Origin of the sequence: Pantoea sp. SO10, from assembly GCF_005281435.1 — a bacterium.
Taxonomy (GTDB): Bacteria; Pseudomonadota; Gammaproteobacteria; order Enterobacterales; family Enterobacteriaceae; genus Pantoea; species Pantoea leporis.
Map to the genome: position 1 here is coordinate 1,638,681 of NZ_CP040095.1, position 16,930 is coordinate 1,655,610.

Consider the following 16,930-nt stretch of genomic DNA (forward strand, 5'->3'; position numbering starts at 1 on the left):
AAGGGGCATCAACACAATGCGTTGATGCCCACCGCTCTTAACATCTCATTTAGCGCGATCAGCGGTAAGCCAATCAAGGCATTAGGATCGCGACCCTCTAGCTTGTCAAATAAACAAATCCCCAATCCTTCGCTTTTGAAGCTGCCGGCGCATTGTAGCGGTTGTTCCTTTTCGACGTAGCCGCGAATCTCTTCGGCACTCAACTCGCGGAAATGCACGGTAAAGGGTTCGCAAATAACCGATTGGGTGCCGCTCTGCGGTTGCAGAAGCGCCAGGCCGGTATAAAAGGTGATGGCGTTACCGCTGGCGGCCGCAAGTTGCTGGCAGGCCTTCTCCACGGTATGCGGTTTACCGGTTATCTCGCCATTCAATACACAAACCTGATCGGAACCGATAATCCAGCGGTCCGGGTAACGTGCGGCCAGCGCCTGCGCTTTGGCTAATGCCAGCCGCTGCACCAGCTCGGAGGCTGATTCATGCGGCAGCGGGGATTCGTCGCAATCGGGAGCGGCGGTAATAAAAGGCAGGCCCAGTTTGCTTAGCAGCGCCTGACGAAAAGGGGAGGTAGAAGCTAAAACCAAAGGTGTCGTCATTTTTTTTCAGAATAGATAGCGTAAAGATGACAGTCATTTTAAACTATGCGCCGCACTGGATGCGACTAACGGGTGAAAGATGCCGTAAACCGGCCTTTTTCTTTGACTCTATGACGTTACAAAGTTAATATGCGCGCCCTATGCAAAAGGTAAAATTACCCCTGACGCTCGATCCGGTCCGCGCCGCGCAAAAACGCCTTGATTATCATGGTGTTTATGCACCTGAATTGGTGGCGCGCTTGGCCGAAACGGTCGTGAGTGTGGACAGTGAAGTTGAATGCGATATGTCGTTTGCGGTTGATAACCAGCGCCTCGCCGTTCTGCAAGGAACAGCCGAAGTGCAGGTGACTCTGTCATGTCAACGCTGCAACCAGTCGTTTCCACGTCATGTTCACGTAAGCTATTGCTTCAGTCCTGTCTCTTCTGATGAACAGGCCGAGGCACTACCGGAAGCCTACGAGCCAGTTGATGTCAATGATTTTGGTGAGATCGACTTGCTGGCAGTGATCGAAGATGAGCTCATCCTCGCGCTGCCCGTGGTTCCGGTGCATGATTCTGAACACTGTGAAGTGTCCGACGCGGACATGGTATTTGGTCAATTGCCTCCAGAGGCAGAAAAACCAAATCCCTTTGCCGTATTAGCCAGTTTAAAGCGTAAGTAATAGGAGTAAGGTCCATGGCCGTACAACAGAATAAACCAACCCGTTCTAAGCGTGGTATGCGTCGTTCACACGATGCGCTGACCACTGCTGCTCTGTCAGTAGATAAAGTTTCTGGCGAAACTCATCTGCGTCACCATATCACTGCGGATGGTTACTACCGCGGTCGCAAGGTTATCACCAAGTAATCCTCGCGATTACACAAGGCGATACCTTGACACGTTTGACCCTGGCAGTTGATGCCATGGGCGGGGACTTCGGTCCTTGCGTGACAGTGCCTGCAGCCTTGCAGGCACTGGCCTCTCATTCGGAGCTGGTTCTTCTTCTGGTCGGCGATCCCGACATCATCTCGTCATTTCTTGCCAAAGCGGATTCCTCGTTACAGAGGCGTGTGCAGGTTATTCCTGCCGAATCGGTTATTGCAAGTGATGCCAAACCTTCTCAGGCGATTCGTAACAGCCGCGGCAGTTCCATGCGTGTGGCGTTAGAGTTGGTCAAAGAGGGGAAAGCACAAGCCTGTGTCAGTGCGGGAAATACCGGCGCACTGATGGGCCTGGCGAAAATGCTATTAAAACCGCTGGATGGCATTGAGCGTCCGGCGTTGATGACGGTGTTGCCGCATCAGCAGCATGGCAAAACGGTGGTGCTGGATCTCGGCGCTAACGTTGAATCCGACAGCGCCATGCTGGTGCAGTTTGCGATCATGGGCGCAGTGATGGCCGAAGAAGTGTTAGAGATCGCCCAGCCGCGTGTTGCGCTGCTGAATATTGGCCAGGAAGAGACCAAGGGATTGGAAACAATCCGCGCCGCATCTGCGGTGCTGCGAGCGTCACCGCAAATCAACTATATTGGATATCTTGAGGGGAACGATCTCCTCACCGGCAAGACGGATGTGCTGGTTTGTGATGGCTTCGTTGGTAATGTCACGTTGAAGACCATGGAAGGCGTGGTAAGAATGTTCCTCTCTCTGATTAAATCGTCAGAGGAAGGAAAAAAACGGGCCTGGTGGCTAACATTGCTGGGACGCTGGATTCAAAAGCGTCTGGCGAAGCGTTTCGGCCATCTCAACCCCGACCAGTACAATGGCGCTTGTCTGTTAGGATTGCGCGGGACAGTGATCAAAAGCCACGGTGCGGCGAATCAACGTGCATTTGCCGTGGCGATAGAGCAGGCAGAGCAGACGGTGCGAAAGCAAGTCCCTGAAAGGATTGCGGCGCGCCTTGACACTGTATTAGCCAGGAGTGACAAAGCGTAGATGTTTACCAAAATTATCGGTACGGGCAGCTATTTGCCTGAGCAGATTCGCTCCAATGCGGATCTGGAAAAAATGGTCGAGACGACGGACGAGTGGATTGTCACCCGTACCGGCATCCGTGAGCGTCGTATTGCCGCTCCGGAAGAAACCGTTGCTACTATGGGCTTCACCGCAGCACAGCGCGCGTTGGAAATGGCGGGTGTGAATGCGAGCGACATTGGCCTGATCATTGTGGCGACCACCTCTTCCAGCCATGCCTTCCCAAGTTCAGCATGCATGATCCAGCAAATGCTGGAGATTAACGATTGCGCTGCCTTCGATTTGGCCGCTGCTTGTGCGGGCTTCACCTATGCACTGAGCGTTGCCGATCAATACATCAAAAATGGTGCGGTAAAACATGCGCTGGTGATCGGTGCAGACGTGCTGGCACGTACGCTCGATCCTAACGATCGCGGCACCATCATTCTGTTTGGTGATGGCGCGGGCGCGGTGGTGCTGAGTCAAAGCGAAGAGCCAGGCATCCTTTCTACCCATCTGCACGCCGACGGCCGTTACAGCAAACTGCTGACGCTGCCGTATCAGGATCGTGCCCATCAGGATGAGCCTGCTTATCTGACGATGGCGGGGAATGAAGTCTTCAAAGTGGCCGTGACTGAACTGGCGCACATTGTGGATGAAACTCTGCAAGCCAACAATCTTGATCGTGAAATGCTCGACTGGCTGGTGCCGCATCAGGCGAATCTGCGCATTATTAGCGCAACCGCCAAAAAGCTCGGTATGGGCATGGAGAAAGTTGTGGTCACGCTGGATCGTCACGGTAATACCTCGGCCGCGTCAGTGCCAAGTGCACTTGACGAAGCGGTGCGCGATGGCCGTATCAAGCCGGGACAACTGATTCTGCTGGAAGCCTTTGGTGGCGGTTTCACCTGGGGTTCTGCGCTGGTTCGCTTTTGATTGACAGGAACGAAAGATGACGCAATTTGCTTATGTTTTCCCAGGACAGGGATCGCAGACCGTCGGCATGTTAGCCGAGCTGGCCGCTGAAAACCCGCAGGTTGAAGCCACTTTCCGTGAAGCTTCTGACGCACTGGGCTATGACTTATGGCAGCTGGTCCAGCAGGGACCGGTTGAAGAATTGAATAAAACCTGGCAGACACAGCCTGCGCTGCTGGCGGCTTCTGTTGCCATCTATCGCGTATTGCAGAGCCAAAATGCGGTGCAGCCAACCATGATGGCCGGTCACAGCCTTGGTGAATACTCGGCGCTGGTTTGTGCCGGTGTGCTGAATTTCGCTGACGCCATTAAATTGGTTGAGCTGCGCGGCAAACTGATGCAGGAAGCGGTACCGGAAGGTACTGGCGCTATGCAGGCGATTATCGGTCTGGATGATGCATCCATCCGTAAAGCCTGCGAAGAGAGCGCTCAAGGCCAGGTGGTTTCACCGGTTAACTTCAACTCGCCGGGTCAGGTGGTTATCGCGGGCAACAAAGAAGCGGTTGAGCGTGCCGGTGCAGCCTGTAAAGCTGCCGGTGCCAAACGTGCATTGCCGCTGCCAGTCAGCGTGCCATCGCACTGTGCGTTGATGAAACCTGCTGCCGATAAGCTGGCAGTAGCGCTCGAAGCGATCACCTTTAGTGCGCCTTCGGTGCCGGTTGTGAATAACGTCGACGTGAAGTGTGAAACTGAAGGTGCTGCGATTCGAAGTGCGCTGGTCCGTCAGCTGTATAGCCCCGTGCGCTGGACCGAATCGGTCGAATTTATTGCTGCGCAGGGCGTTGAGCAGCTGCTGGAAGTCGGTCCAGGTAAAGTTCTGACCGGTCTGACCAAACGTATTGTGGATAGCCTGAGTGCCGCTGCGGTGAACGATTCTGCTTCACTGAGCGCTGCACTTACCCAGGAATAAGAGGAAAAACATGAGCTTTGAAGGTAAAGTAGCGCTGGTTACCGGTGCAAGCCGTGGAATTGGGCGCGCCATTGCGGAAACGCTGGCTGCGCGCGGTGCCAAAGTGGTGGGAACCGCCACCAGTGCAAGCGGTGCGGAAGCAATCAGTGCTTACCTCGGCGACAAGGGCAAAGGCCTACTGCTGAACGTTACTGATGCCGCCTCAATTGAGAGCGTCCTCGAACAAGTTCGCGCCGAATTTGGCGAAGTGGACATTTTAGTCAATAATGCAGGCATTACGCGTGACAATCTGTTGATGCGCATGAAAGACGATGAGTGGGCGGATATCCTTGATACCAACCTGACATCTGTCTTCCGTCTTTCTAAGGCGGTTATGCGTGCCATGATGAAAAAACGCGTGGGCCGTATCATTACCATCGGTTCTGTAGTTGGGACCATGGGTAACGCGGGTCAGGCAAACTATGCGGCAGCAAAAGCAGGTTTGATTGGCTTTAGCAAATCACTGGCGCGAGAAATTGCGTCACGTGGCATTACTGTAAACGTCGTGGCCCCGGGCTTTATCGAGACGGACATGACGCGTGCACTGAACGAAGATCAACGTTCGGGTATTTTGGCAGAAGTTCCCGCAGGTCGTTTAGGTGACCCGCAGGAGATTGCCAATGCTGTTGCATTCTTAGCCTCTGACGAAGCAGCCTACATCACGGGTGAAACGCTTCATGTCAATGGCGGCATGTACATGGTCTGATAATCACGAAAACATTTGCTTTATCTACGGTAAACACCGCAGAATAACGCAAAATCGTGGTTCGACCAGCCGGGATTTTGTTGCATCTTTTTCAACATTTTATACACTACGAAAACCATCGCGAAAGCGAGTTTTGATAGGAAATTAAATAGTATGAGCGATATCGAACAACGCGTTAAGAAAATCGTAGCTGAGCAGCTGGGTGTTAAAGAAGACGAAGTGATTAACACTGCTTCTTTCGTTGAAGACCTTGGTGCAGATTCTCTTGACACCGTTGAGCTGGTAATGGCTCTGGAAGAAGAGTTTGATACTGAAATTCCAGACGAAGAAGCTGAGAAAATCACTACCGTTCAGGCAGCGATCGACTACATCACTAGCCATCAAGGTTAATGAATATCTTCAGGCGGTCACCTCGACCGCCTGAGTTTTATGTTTGCCCCACATAGCGTTATTTTTTCCCTCCCTGGAGGACGTGCGTGTCTAAGCGTCGTGTAGTTGTGACTGGTCTTGGCATGTTGTCTCCTGTCGGCAATACCGTAGAGTCTACCTGGAGTGCTCTCCTTGCCGGTCAGAGCGGCATTAGCCTGATCGACCATTTTGATACTAGTGCCTACGCAACGCGTTTTGCGGGCTTAGTAAGAGATTTTAATTGCGATGATTTCATCTCGCGCAAAGATCAGCGCAAGATGGATGACTTCATCCAATACGGCATCGTTGCTGGTATTCAGGCTATGGCAGACTCCGGTCTGGTCGTAACCGATGAGAATGCTGGTCGCATTGGTGCGGCAATCGGTTCTGGTATTGGCGGACTGGGTTTAATCGAAGATAACCACAGCTCGCTGGTCAACGGTGGACCGCGCAAAATCAGCCCATTCTTCGTGCCTTCAACCATCGTCAACATGGTTGCTGGTCATCTCACCATCATGTACGGCCTGAAAGGTCCAAGCATCTCTATCGCAACTGCCTGTACGTCCGGTGTGCATAACATTGGTCATGCAGCGCGTATCATTGCGTATAACGATGCTGATGTAATGTTGGCCGGTGGTGCGGAGAAAGCCAGTACGCCACTTGGTGTCGGTGGTTTTGGTGCTGCTCGTGCGCTCTCCACGCGTAATGACAATCCTCAGGCGGCAAGCCGTCCGTGGGATAAAGATCGTGACGGTTTCGTGTTGGGTGACGGTGCTGGCATTGTCGTACTGGAAGAGTACGAACACGCTAAGAAACGTGGTGCGAAGATTTATGCTGAGATCATTGGTTTCGGCATGAGCAGCGATGCTTACCACATGACGTCACCTCCGGAAGACGGTTCAGGTGCAGCCGCGGCGATGGTTAACGCGCTACGTGACGCGCAGCTGAACGCTGAGCAGATCGGTTATGTCAACGCGCATGGCACCTCGACGCCAGCCGGTGACAAAGCGGAAGCGCAGGCGGTGAAATCGGTGTTTGGTGCGGCAGCTCACAGTGTGATGGTCAGCTCTACCAAGTCGATGACTGGCCACCTGTTGGGTGCGGCGGGTGCAGTAGAAGCGATTTATTCGATTCTGGCGCTGCGCGACCAGGCGATTCCACCGACCATCAACCTCGACAATCCTGACGAAGGTTGCGATCTGGACTTCGTGCCGCATACGGCGCGCCAGGTCAGCGGACTGGAGTACACCTTGTGTAACTCCTTCGGATTTGGCGGCACTAACGGCTCGCTGATCTTCCGCAAGGTTTAATCGCTCCTCAGCCATACAGAGGCCCGCAATGCGGGCCTTTTTTATATTTTCTACCGGGCTAATCAAGGCGGCCAGCATGTGGATAAACGGCATACCGCAAACCGAGCTTTCAGCACGCGATCGCGCAGTGCAATTTGGTGATGGCTGCTTTACCACCGCCGCGGTGATTAACGGCCATGTTGTGATGCTGGATGCGCATCTGCAGCGGCTCAAAGAGGGCTGTGCAAGGCTAATGATGGATGCGCCGGATTTAGTTCAGCTCGCTACAGAAATGCATAATGCCGCTGCGGGACACACACAGGCGGTGCTGAAGGTGATCGTGACGCCGGGCGCAGGCGGACGCGGTTACAGCCGTGCAGGCTGCCACTCACCTACGCGCATTCTTTCGCTCTCGCCGTGGCCGCAGCATTACGCCACGTTGCAACAGCAGGGCGCTGTGCTCCACACCAGCCCAATACGTCTGGCGCGCAATCCGTTGCTGGCCGGCGTAAAACACCTAAATCGCCTTGAGCAAGTGCTGATTCGCCAGCATCTTGACCAGACGGGCGGTGACGAGGCGCTGGTGCTTGACACTGGCGGGACGGTGGTGGAATGCTGTGCGGCCAATTTGTTCTGGCGTAAGGGCAACAATGTTTTTACGCCGCAGCTTGATCAGGCTGGCGTGGATGGCATTATGCGTCGTTATCTGATGGCGCAGATGGCCGCAAATGGCCAGACTTGTCAGCTGATTGATGGCAGCAGGGACGACGTATTGAACGCCGATGAAGTGGTGATATGTAACGCCCTGATGCCCGTTTTACCCGTGCGACAAATTGACGACGTTTCATTTACCGCACGCTCGCTGTATCAGCAACTGCGCGCCAGTTGCCCGACGATGGAAGTATCATGACTCGAATGAAAAAAATTCTCGCAGGCGTTGTAATTGTCGCAGGACTCACCGCCGCCTTTGGCTATTGGCAGATTGAACGTTTAGCTGATACGCCCTTAACACTGCAGCAAGAAACCATTTACACCTTGCCCGCTGGCAGCGGTCGCGTGGTACTGGAAGCGCAACTGGAAAATCAGAAGATCATTCCGCAAAGTATCTGGTTTGGGCCGCTGCTGAAACTGGAACCGGAACTGGCACGTTTCAAAGCCGGTACCTATCGCCTGGAAACCGGCATGACGGTGCGCCAGCTACTGCAACTGTTGGCCAGCGGTAAAGAAGCGCAGTTCCCGGTGCGTTTTATTGAAGGTTCGCGTCTTACCGAGTGGTTAGCCGAGCTACGCAAAGCGCCATACCTGAAACACACGCTGAGCGACGATCAATTTGCCACCGTTGCCGCCGCGCTTAAGCTTGATGTTAGCCAGCTGGAAGGCGGTTTCTATCCGGATACCTATCTCTATACCGCCAATACCAGCGATGTGGCGCTGCTGGAGCGTGCCCACGCGCGCATGAACAAGCTGGTCGATGAGATTTGGCAAGGACGCATGGAAAATCTGCCTTATAAGAAAGAGCAGGACATGGTCACCATGGCGTCGATCATTGAGAAAGAGACCGGCGTGAGCGAAGAGCGCGCGCGCGTGGCGTCGGTGTTCATCAATCGACTGCGGACCGGAATGAAGCTGCAGACCGATCCCACGGTGATTTACGGCATGGGCGACAGCTACACCGGCACGCTAACGCGTAAAAATCTGGAAACGCCGACCGACTATAACACTTACACCATTAGCGGTTTACCGCCGGGGCCGATCGCGATGCCGGGCCGTGCTTCACTGGAAGCGGCTGCGCATCCGGAAAAAACCAATTACCTCTATTTTGTCGCGGATGGCAAAGGTGGACACACCTTTACCACCAATCTGGCCAGCCACAACAAAGCGGTGCAGGTTTACCGGCTGGCAATGAAGGAAAAAAATGAAAAGTAAGTTTATCGTCATTGAAGGCCTGGAAGGTGCAGGCAAAACCACTGCGCGCGATGCGCTGGTTGCCGTGCTGTATGAGCACGGCATTAATGATGTCGTCTTCACGCGCGAGCCCGGCGGTACGCCGCTGGCGGAACAATTGCGTATATTGGTCAAGCAGGGCATAGATGGCGAGCAGGTGACCGATAAAGCCGAGCTGCTGATGCTGTACGCGGCACGCGTGCAGCTGGTAGAGAACGTCATTAAACCGGCGCTGGCACGCGGTGCCTGGGTGGTGGGCGATCGTCACGATCTCTCTTCCCAAGCCTATCAGGGCGGCGGACGCGGACTGGATGCGCAACTGATGACCACGCTGCGTGATGCGGTGCTGGGCGATTTCCGTCCCGATCTCACACTCTATCTCGACGTCACGCCAGAAATTGGATTGCAGCGCGCCCGCGCACGCGGTGAGCTGGATCGCATTGAGCAGGAATCATTGCGCTTCTTCGAGCGCACGCGTGAACGCTATCTGACCTTAGCCGCTCAGGATCCCTCGATACTCACCATTGATGCGACGCAAAACATTGCAAACGTGACATCGTCACTTCAACGCACCTTGCGTAGCTGGCTGGCAGGCCAATCCGCATGAATTGGTATCCGTGGTTGAATCAGCCTTATCGACAAATCATCGCCCGTCATCAAAGCGGCCAGGCGCATCACGCCTTGCTGGTACAAGCCATTGCAGGCATGGGTGACGATGCGCTGATTTGGGGCGTGAGCCGTTGGTTGATGTGTTTACAGCTGGAAGGATTGAAAAGTTGCGGCCATTGCCACGGCTGCCAGTTGATGCAGGCGCACACGCATCCCGATTGGTATCGCCTGGAAGCCGAAAAGGGGAAATCTTCGCTCGGTATTGATGCGGTGCGTGACGTCACTGAAAAGCTGTATCACTTTGCCCAGCAGGGCGGCGCAAAAATCGTTTGGTTGCCCGATGCCGCGCAGCTGACGGAAGCCGCCGCCAACGCATTATTGAAAACGCTGGAAGAACCACCGGCCAATTGCTGGTTTTTCCTCAGCGTGCGCGAACCTTCACGCCTGCTGCCTACGTTGCGCAGTCGCTGCATGACGTGGCATCTGTCGCCGCCGGAAGAGGCGCATAGCCTGCAATGGCTGCAGAAACAGCAACCGCAGCCGGAAGAGAAGCTGCGCGCTGCCTTGCGTTTGAGTAATGGCGCACCTGCCGCCGCCTTGACGCTGTTGCAGCCCGAGCGCTGGCAGGCGCGTGAAACGTTGTGCGAAACGCTGATTAAAGCGCTCAACGGCGATGTGCTGCAGCTGTTACCCGCGCTAAACAGCGAAGATGTGGCCGTACGTCTCAGCTGGCTGATTTCACTGCTGGTGGATGCGATGAAAGTGCAGCAGGGCGCAAGTCAGTGGCTGAGCAACGGTGATCATCCGGATGTGGTCACACAGTTGGCGCAAAGAATGAACAGCAGTGCGCTTAACAGCAGCGCGCAGCAATGGATGCAGTGTCGCGAACAGCTGTTGCATGTCGCCGCACTCAACCGTGAATTAATGTTGACCGATCGTTTACTCGCCTGGGGACGTTTACTGACTCCGGCAACGGTCGGCTAAGCAAAAGAGAACTCTATGTTTATTGTCGATTCCCACTGCCATCTCGATGGCCTCGATTATGAAAAGCACCATCGCGATCTGGATGATGTCATCGCCAAAGCGGCAGCGCGCGATGTGAAGTTTATGCTGGCGATTGCCACCACCTTGCCGGATTACTACAAAATCAAGCAGCTGGTGGGCGATCGTGAAAACGTCGCGCTGGCTTGTGGCGTCCATCCGCTTAATCAGGAAGCGCCGTACGATGTCGAGGAGTTCCGCCGTCTGGCCGCAGAGGATCGCGTGGTCGCGCTGGGTGAAACCGGGCTGGACTATTTCTATCAGCAGGAAACCAAAGCGCAGCAACAAGCTTCGTTTCGTGAGCACATTCTTACCGGCATTGCGTTGAATAAACCGATCATCGTGCACACGCGTGATGCGCGTGAAGACACGCTGGCGATTCTGCGCGAAGAGCAGGTAGAGAAGTGCGGCGGCGTGCTGCACTGTTTTACCGAAGATAAAGAGACCGCAGCCAAATTGCTCGATCTCGGTTTTTATATCTCTTTCTCCGGCATTCTGACTTTCCGCAACGCCGAACAGATCCGCGATGCGGCGCGCTACGTGCCGCTTGATCGTATGCTGGTGGAAACCGATTCGCCGTATCTGGCGCCGGTACCGCACCGTGGTAAAGAGAATCAGCCAGCGTTTACGCGTGATGTGGCGGATTACATGGCAGTGTTAAAAGGCGTTGATATCGAAACCCTCGCCGCTACTACCACCGAAAATTTCTCCCGCCTGTTCCACATCCCGATGAGTCTTCTCGGCGGCTAAACGCTTTATTTCAAACGCTGTAATTAATCAGAAATCATTCAACTGCACTGCGTCTTACGGGACGCAGGCAGTGATTTATTGCTGTTTATTAGCGCAAGTCAGTAAGAAATGACTGAAAGGAAAGGGGCCTCCTTAGCGAAATGTGATGGCCGTCAATTTAACAATTAGCGATTTATTTTACTCTTCGTAATAAATCAAAAGACGCTCAGCGTCACCCCGGCGAAGGATCCTCCCCCTAAGCCATGCGCACTGCGCAAAAAAATTGCACTCATACTCAGGAGTTTCTATGTTCAAGAACGCATTTGCGAACCTGCAGAAAGTAGGTAAATCGCTGATGTTGCCGGTATCGGTTCTGCCGATTGCCGGTATTTTGTTAGGTGTTGGTTCTGCAAACTTCAGCTGGCTGCCGGAAGTGGTTTCCCACGTCATGGCCGAAGCGGGTGGTTCGGTGTTTGCCAATATGCCGCTGATCTTTGCGATCGGTGTGGCGCTTGGCTTTACCAATAACGACGGCGTTTCCGCGCTGGCGGCCGTGGTTGCCTACGGCATCATGGTTAAAACCATGGCGGTGGTTGCACCGCTGGTGCTGCATATGCCTGCCGGAGAAATTGAGGCTAAGCATCTTGCAGATACCGGTGTGCTCGGCGGAATCATCGCCGGTTCCATCGCGGCGTATATGTTTAACCGCTTCTATCGCATCAAACTGCCTGAGTATCTCGGCTTTTTTGCCGGCAAGCGCTTTGTGCCGATCATCTCCGGTCTGGCGGCGATTTTCACCGGTGTGGTGCTGTCATTCATTTGGCCGCCAATCGGTACCGCGATTCAGGAATTCTCACAGTGGGCAGCTTATCAAAACCCCGTCGTCGCCTTTGGACTGTACGGTCTGATTGAGCGTTCGCTGGTGCCGTTTGGTCTGCACCATATCTGGAACGTCCCTTTCCAGATGCAAATTGGTGAGTTCACCAATGCCGCAGGTCAGGTATTCCACGGTGATATCCCACGTTACATGGCAGGCGACCCAACCGCAGGTAAACTGTCTGGCGGCTTCCTGTTCAAAATGTACGGTTTGCCAGCGGCAGCGATTGCGATTTGGCATACAGCTAAACCAGAAAACCGCGCCAAAGTGGGCGGTATTATGATCTCCGCCGCATTGACCTCGTTCCTGACCGGTATCACCGAGCCAATCGAGTTTGCCTTTATGTTCGTGGCGCCGATTCTGTATGTGATCCACGCGATTCTGGCAGGTCTGGCCTTCCCAATCTGTATTCTGCTGGGTATGCGTGATGGCACCAGCTTCTCACACGGTTTGATCGACTTTATCGTGCTGAGCGGTAACAGCAGCAAAATCTGGTTGTTCCCGATTGTGGGTATCATCTACGGCCTGATTTACTACACCGTATTCCGTTTCCTGATTGTGAAACTGAATCTGAAAACCCCTGGCCGTGAGGAGACCGCGATGGAGCAGAGCAGCGCAACCGGCAGCGAAATGGCGGGTAAACTGGTTACCGCGTTTGGTGGTAAAGAGAACATCACTAACCTTGATGCCTGTATCACGCGTCTGCGTGTCAGCGTGGCGGATGTCGGCAAGGTTGATCAGGCTGAACTGAAAAGCCTCGGCGCACGTGGTGTGGTGGTAGCAGGTTCAGGCGTTCAGGCGATTTTCGGCACCAAGTCCGATAACCTGAAAACCGAAATGGATGATTATATCCGCAGCATGTAACGGAAAAAGGCGGGCAGAGCCGGTGCGATGAAGCGGCGTCAGATCGTAAAGACGCCATAAATCATCCCTGGGGCTCGGCCCAAGCCATCCATGGCTTGGGACGCTTTACTCCTCTGCCGCCGCTTCAACGCACATTACTTACTGTGCGTAAAAATGCCCTCAAATGAGGGCATTTTTTTATTTACAGATAAACCCGCAAATACTCCGTCAAACACAGCAGCGCCATGGCCTGACCATACGGCATTGAGGTGAGCGGGATTTGGCGGTAATACTCGAGATCGCTGCCCATCGCTGTTCCGAACGACACCTGCTTCAATTCCCCATCCTCATCGATATTGCCGATCACGCCGCGCAACGCTTTCTCCGCCAGCGGCAAATATTCGGGCGAAAGATAATGTTTGCGCACCGCTTTAAGAATGCCATAGGCGAAACCGGCGGTGGCGGAGGCTTCCGGATAACTGTTGGGATCGTCGAGCAAGGTGTGCCACAAACCGCTACTATGCTGACAGGCGCTCAGCGCCTTCACCTGACTCTCCAGCACCTGCTGCAGGAAACGCCGCGTGGCGTGCTGTTCCGGCCAGTTCATCATCTCGAGGAAATCAGGAATAACGATAGTCAGCCAGCTGTTGCCGCGCGCCCAACGTGCATTGGCAAAATTGTGCCGCCCCTCAAACGTCCAGCCGTGGAACCACAAACCGGTTTGGCGATCCATCAAATATTGGGTATGAATCAGGAACTGATAACTGGCTTCTTCGACAAACTCAGGACGATCCAGCAGCTGGCCAATCTTCGCCAGCGCCATCACGCTCATCATCAAGGTGTCATCCCACAGCTGTTGGGTGTTTTCGTTGTTGTAGACGATATGCTGCAAGCCGCCTTGCTCGGTGCGCGGCATCTCATACATCACCCATTCAGCCCAACGCTCCAGCACCGGTCGCCATGCGGCATTGCGCGTCTCTTCATAGCGATACGCCAGCGTCAGGAACGGGCAGACGGTATTGACGTTCTTGGTTGGCGTACCTTCCGCCAGGCGCGTGCTGAACCAGTCATCGATAATCTTCAGCGTCGCTTGATCGCCGGTTTGCTGATAGTAGTGCAGCATGCCGTACAGGCCGATGCCGTGCGTCCACTCCCAACCGGCCCAGCCTTTGGTATCGATCACGCGGCCATCATCAAGGCGCAGCAAAAACTCGCCGCTGTGATCGGTAATATTCACCAGATTATGGGTTAGCCGCTTAATCAACTGCACCAGCTCAGTACGTGGCAACAGATATTCAGGCTGGCGCAGTAACGCGCTGTGCTTTACAGGAAATACAGTCATGGTTCATTCCTATCGTTAATCAGGGTAGAGAGAGAAGGTAAAGATCGTCGCTGCGTCGGCAGCGGCGGTGCGGCAGGCTTATGACGGTTGAGATAGCCGACGTTGTTATTGCCCCACAGATTTTCATACGGCATGCCCGCCAGCATTTCGACCACTTCACGCGCCTGTGGCGAAATACGCTCTGGCACCACGCGTCCGGCTTCGCGCATTTTCAACGTCTCTTCGCGCAGCACGGTGTGGGTTTGCAGATTGAGTTTAAAGCGCAGTGAAATAATGAAGCCGCAGGCCAGCACACAGAGCGTGCCCACGCTGAGGATCGCCAGAATGGTATGGCCGACAGCCGGCACCTGCGTGGCCTGGCCGGAAGAGAAGCCCGCCAGCTGCAACACGATACCGACGAACATCACCGCACCCGCTTGCGAGGCTTTGCGCGTCAGCGTCATGATGCCGGCAAAAATGCCTTCGCGACGTTGGCCGGTAATCACTTCATCGACGTCAGCGATATAGGTGTAAGTATTCCACGGCACATAGTTGATGCCGCCGCGACCGAGTCCAGCAAGGCCAGAAATCAGTACCAGCAGGGCGAAATTATCGTTCATGCTGGTGTACCACAATCCGGCGTAGGAGAGGGCGCTAAGACCAAACAGCACCACCACCATACGATACGCGGGTGCTGGTCCAAGGCGGATACACAGCGGAATCATCGCCATCACCGCAATAAACTGCATCACCGCCATGGTGCCCATCAGGCTGGAGGCGATCTGCGCGCTTTGCATCAGCACAAACACCACATACCAGGTGAACACCGCGTTAAACACGTCCTGCGCGATATAGCCGCCGAGATACATGCCCAGATGCTGGCGGAAAATACGAATGCGCAGCGTTGAGGCCAGCTCGGTGTAGAGGCGCTTCAGGCTCTGCAGCAAGGTCAGCTGTGATTTTTCCTGCTCGGCGCGGCGCGATTCGGCAGAGAAATCGTCGGGATCGCGTTCCCAGGTAAACAGCCACACCAACGTTAACACCAGCGCACAAATCACCGAGAACACCAGGCTGGCGTAGAAGAAGGAGATCGGATTCTCTTTGCCAAACCAGCCAATCAGTATGCCCGGCAGGAACGCTGCCAGAATGGCCGACAGCTGCGCCAGGCCAATACGCGCGCCAGAGAAGCGGGTTTTCTGTTTGAAATCATCGGTCATCTCCGGCACCAGCGTTTCGTAAGGCACCAGAATCATGGTGTAGACCATATCGAACAGCAGATAAGTCAGCAGATACCACCAAAAACTCATGTCGCCAACCCACATCAGGCTGTAGCTGAACACGCACGGAATACCGAGCAGGATAAAAAATTTGCGGCGGCCAAAGCGCTTGCCGAGCCAGGTCGAACCGAAGTTATCGGTCAGGAAACCCATTAGCGGGCTCACCACCGCATCCAGCACGCGGGCGGCGGCGAAAATGAAGGTCGCCTGAATCGGCGAGAGCCCACAAAAGGTGGTGTAAAAGTAGAGCAGCCAGGCGGCGGTTAGCGCCGTGGTGCCTGCACCGAGGAAATCCCCGGACCCATAGGCCAGATAATGGCCCAGGCCAATCTTACGAGAGCGCATGGCAGGTTCTCCTTGAATTAGTCGGTAAACACATCCCTCATCACTCCGTACAACTTGCGCGGATTGGATTGAAAGTAGAGCGGCTTAAGCTGGCAAACCTTCGTGATTTCGCAATGACCTGCAGGTGAGTGGCAAAATCACAAAGAAAAAGGCGTGATATCTCTAATTTATAAAACAGCGTTTCATTTTTGTGGTTAATGAGAGGTTAGAAATGCGAGCTGCAGCACAATGCGTGGCGAAGTGAGAAAACGGCTTAAAGGCAGCCATTTAATGCAGGAATTGTGGTCCTGAGGTTGAAAGAAATGGAATTCCTCACGCATACTGCCTGACTGAACTCAGGCTTAAGGAAATGCACCATGGCTGAAGAAACCATTTTCAGTAAAATCATCCGTCGCGAGATTCCCGCCGACGTGGTTTATCAGGACGAACTGGTCACCGCCTTCCGTGATATCGCGCCCAAAGCGCCTACCCATATCTTGATCATCCCCAACGTATTGATTCCCACCGCCAATGATGCGCAGCCCGCACACGAGCAGGCGCTGGGCCGGATGATCATCGTGGCCGCCAAAATTGCCCGTGAAGAAGGCATTGCCGAAGATGGCTATCGTCTGATCATCAACTGCAACAGCCATGGCGGTCAGGAGGTTTATCACATCCATATGCATTTGGTTGGCGGTCAGCCGCTGGGCCCGATGCTGGCCAGCTAACTCAGGCGGACAACGTGATGCGTCAATGGCTGAGTGGCTTGCTGTTGCTGACCCTTGCAGGTTGCAGCAGCGATAAGCCGATGATTAATACCTCGCAGTCGCTGGTGATGGAATCGGCGGTGTTATCCGCGGGCATTATTACCGATGATCCGAAGTTGACCGAACAAGATGGTCAGCAGCGTGCCATGAGCATGTTGTACAACCAGCGTGAAACGCCGGTGAAAGTGCACTATCGTTTCTATTGGTACGACGACAAAGGATTGGAAATCACGCCGGAAGAGCCGGCGCAAAGCCAAATCGTTCCGGCGCACGGCAGCGTAGAAGTGGCCTCACAAATGGGCAATCCGACCGCCAGTAAGGTGCGTCTCTATCTTTATCTTTGAGG

Annotated in this window: 19 protein-coding genes; 16 read left to right on the forward strand and 3 right to left on the reverse strand. The window is 54.3% G+C overall.

The annotated features are described in order from the left end of the window. Window positions 1–8 precede the first annotated feature (8 nt). Complete coding sequence (locus FCN45_RS07600) at window positions 9–593, reverse strand: nucleoside triphosphate pyrophosphatase (protein ID WP_137385559.1); 585 nt, start codon at window positions 591–593, stop codon at window positions 9–11. A gap of 140 nt (window positions 594–733) precedes the next feature. On the opposite strand from FCN45_RS07600, the gene yceD reads away from it, so the two are divergent. The 14 genes from yceD (at window position 734) to ptsG (ending at window position 12,916) form a co-directional block, all read left to right on the forward strand. Then, the gene (gene yceD / locus FCN45_RS07605; RefSeq protein ID WP_007885785.1) at window positions 734–1,255 is read left to right on the forward strand and encodes a 23S rRNA accumulation protein YceD; all 522 of its coding nucleotides are present in this window, start codon (window positions 734–736) and stop codon (window positions 1,253–1,255) included. A 14-nt stretch (window positions 1,256–1,269) separates the two neighbouring features. Beyond that, window positions 1,270–1,440, forward strand: coding sequence for a 50S ribosomal protein L32 (gene rpmF / locus FCN45_RS07610; RefSeq protein ID WP_007885783.1), 171 nt, complete (start codon window positions 1,270–1,272; stop codon window positions 1,438–1,440). A 26-nt stretch (window positions 1,441–1,466) separates the two neighbouring features. Further along, window positions 1,467–2,507, forward strand: coding sequence for a phosphate acyltransferase PlsX (gene plsX / locus FCN45_RS07615; protein WP_008103068.1), 1,041 nt, complete (start codon window positions 1,467–1,469; stop codon window positions 2,505–2,507). Then, window positions 2,508–3,461 (forward strand): beta-ketoacyl-ACP synthase III, encoded by a 954-nt coding sequence (locus FCN45_RS07620; protein ID WP_101760837.1) that lies wholly within the window; start codon window positions 2,508–2,510, stop codon window positions 3,459–3,461. Between the two features lie 16 nt (window positions 3,462–3,477). Next, window positions 3,478–4,410 carry an ACP S-malonyltransferase gene (fabD, locus tag FCN45_RS07625; protein ID WP_137385560.1) on the forward strand — a complete coding sequence of 311 codons (933 nt, stop codon included), beginning with the start codon at window positions 3,478–3,480 and terminating at the stop codon, window positions 4,408–4,410. 10 nt (window positions 4,411–4,420) lie between these two features. Then, complete coding sequence (gene fabG, locus FCN45_RS07630; protein WP_007885776.1) at window positions 4,421–5,155, forward strand: 3-oxoacyl-ACP reductase FabG; 735 nt, start codon at window positions 4,421–4,423, stop codon at window positions 5,153–5,155. A 153-nt stretch (window positions 5,156–5,308) separates the two neighbouring features. Further along, window positions 5,309–5,545 carry an acyl carrier protein gene (gene acpP, locus FCN45_RS07635; RefSeq protein ID WP_101760835.1) on the forward strand — a complete coding sequence of 79 codons (237 nt, stop codon included), beginning with the start codon at window positions 5,309–5,311 and terminating at the stop codon, window positions 5,543–5,545. An 86-nt stretch (window positions 5,546–5,631) separates the two neighbouring features. After that, window positions 5,632–6,873, forward strand: a complete 1,242-nt coding sequence (gene fabF, locus FCN45_RS07640; RefSeq protein ID WP_101760834.1) for a beta-ketoacyl-ACP synthase II — start codon at window positions 5,632–5,634, stop codon at window positions 6,871–6,873. A 76-nt stretch (window positions 6,874–6,949) separates the two neighbouring features. Further along, window positions 6,950–7,762, forward strand: a complete 813-nt coding sequence (gene pabC, locus FCN45_RS07645) for an aminodeoxychorismate lyase (protein ID WP_137385561.1) — start codon at window positions 6,950–6,952, stop codon at window positions 7,760–7,762. After that, complete coding sequence (mltG, locus tag FCN45_RS07650; RefSeq protein ID WP_137385562.1) at window positions 7,759–8,778, forward strand: endolytic transglycosylase MltG; 1,020 nt, start codon at window positions 7,759–7,761, stop codon at window positions 8,776–8,778. Before pabC ends, mltG begins: the two co-directional genes overlap by 4 nt. Further along, entirely contained in the window at window positions 8,768–9,403 is a 636-nt protein-coding gene (gene tmk, locus FCN45_RS07655) for a dTMP kinase (protein WP_137385563.1), read from the forward strand. The genes mltG and tmk overlap by 11 nt, the downstream gene beginning before the upstream one ends. Next, the gene (holB, locus tag FCN45_RS07660; protein WP_137385564.1) at window positions 9,400–10,389 is read left to right on the forward strand and encodes a DNA polymerase III subunit delta'; all 990 of its coding nucleotides are present in this window, start codon (window positions 9,400–9,402) and stop codon (window positions 10,387–10,389) included. The genes tmk and holB overlap by 4 nt, the downstream gene beginning before the upstream one ends. Window positions 10,390–10,404: 15 nt before the next feature. Further along, on the forward strand, window positions 10,405–11,196 hold the full coding sequence (locus FCN45_RS07665; protein WP_137385565.1) for a metal-dependent hydrolase: 792 nt from the start codon (window positions 10,405–10,407) through the stop codon (window positions 11,194–11,196). 286 nt (window positions 11,197–11,482) lie between these two features. Beyond that, window positions 11,483–12,916 (forward strand): PTS glucose transporter subunit IIBC, encoded by a 1,434-nt coding sequence (gene ptsG / locus FCN45_RS07670; RefSeq protein ID WP_101760828.1) that lies wholly within the window; start codon window positions 11,483–11,485, stop codon window positions 12,914–12,916. Between the two features lie 181 nt (window positions 12,917–13,097). Here the strand turns inward: ptsG and FCN45_RS07675 are convergent, their stop codons facing one another. After that, entirely contained in the window at window positions 13,098–14,237 is a 1,140-nt protein-coding gene (locus tag FCN45_RS07675) for a glycoside hydrolase family 105 protein (RefSeq protein ID WP_137385566.1), read from the reverse strand. After that, a complete protein-coding gene (locus tag FCN45_RS07680; RefSeq protein WP_137385567.1) occupies window positions 14,234–15,838 on the reverse strand; it encodes an MFS transporter in 1,605 nt (534 codons plus the stop codon). Before FCN45_RS07680 ends, FCN45_RS07675 begins: the two co-directional genes overlap by 4 nt. A 356-nt stretch (window positions 15,839–16,194) precedes the next feature. On the opposite strand from FCN45_RS07680, the gene hinT reads away from it, so the two are divergent. Both hinT and FCN45_RS07690 read left to right on the forward strand, forming a co-directional pair. After that, window positions 16,195–16,545 (forward strand): purine nucleoside phosphoramidase, encoded by a 351-nt coding sequence (hinT, locus tag FCN45_RS07685; RefSeq protein ID WP_137385568.1) that lies wholly within the window; start codon window positions 16,195–16,197, stop codon window positions 16,543–16,545. A 17-nt stretch (window positions 16,546–16,562) separates the two neighbouring features. Next, window positions 16,563–16,928 carry a YcfL family protein gene (locus tag FCN45_RS07690; protein WP_110865934.1) on the forward strand — a complete coding sequence of 122 codons (366 nt, stop codon included), beginning with the start codon at window positions 16,563–16,565 and terminating at the stop codon, window positions 16,926–16,928. Window positions 16,929–16,930 lie beyond the last annotated feature (2 nt).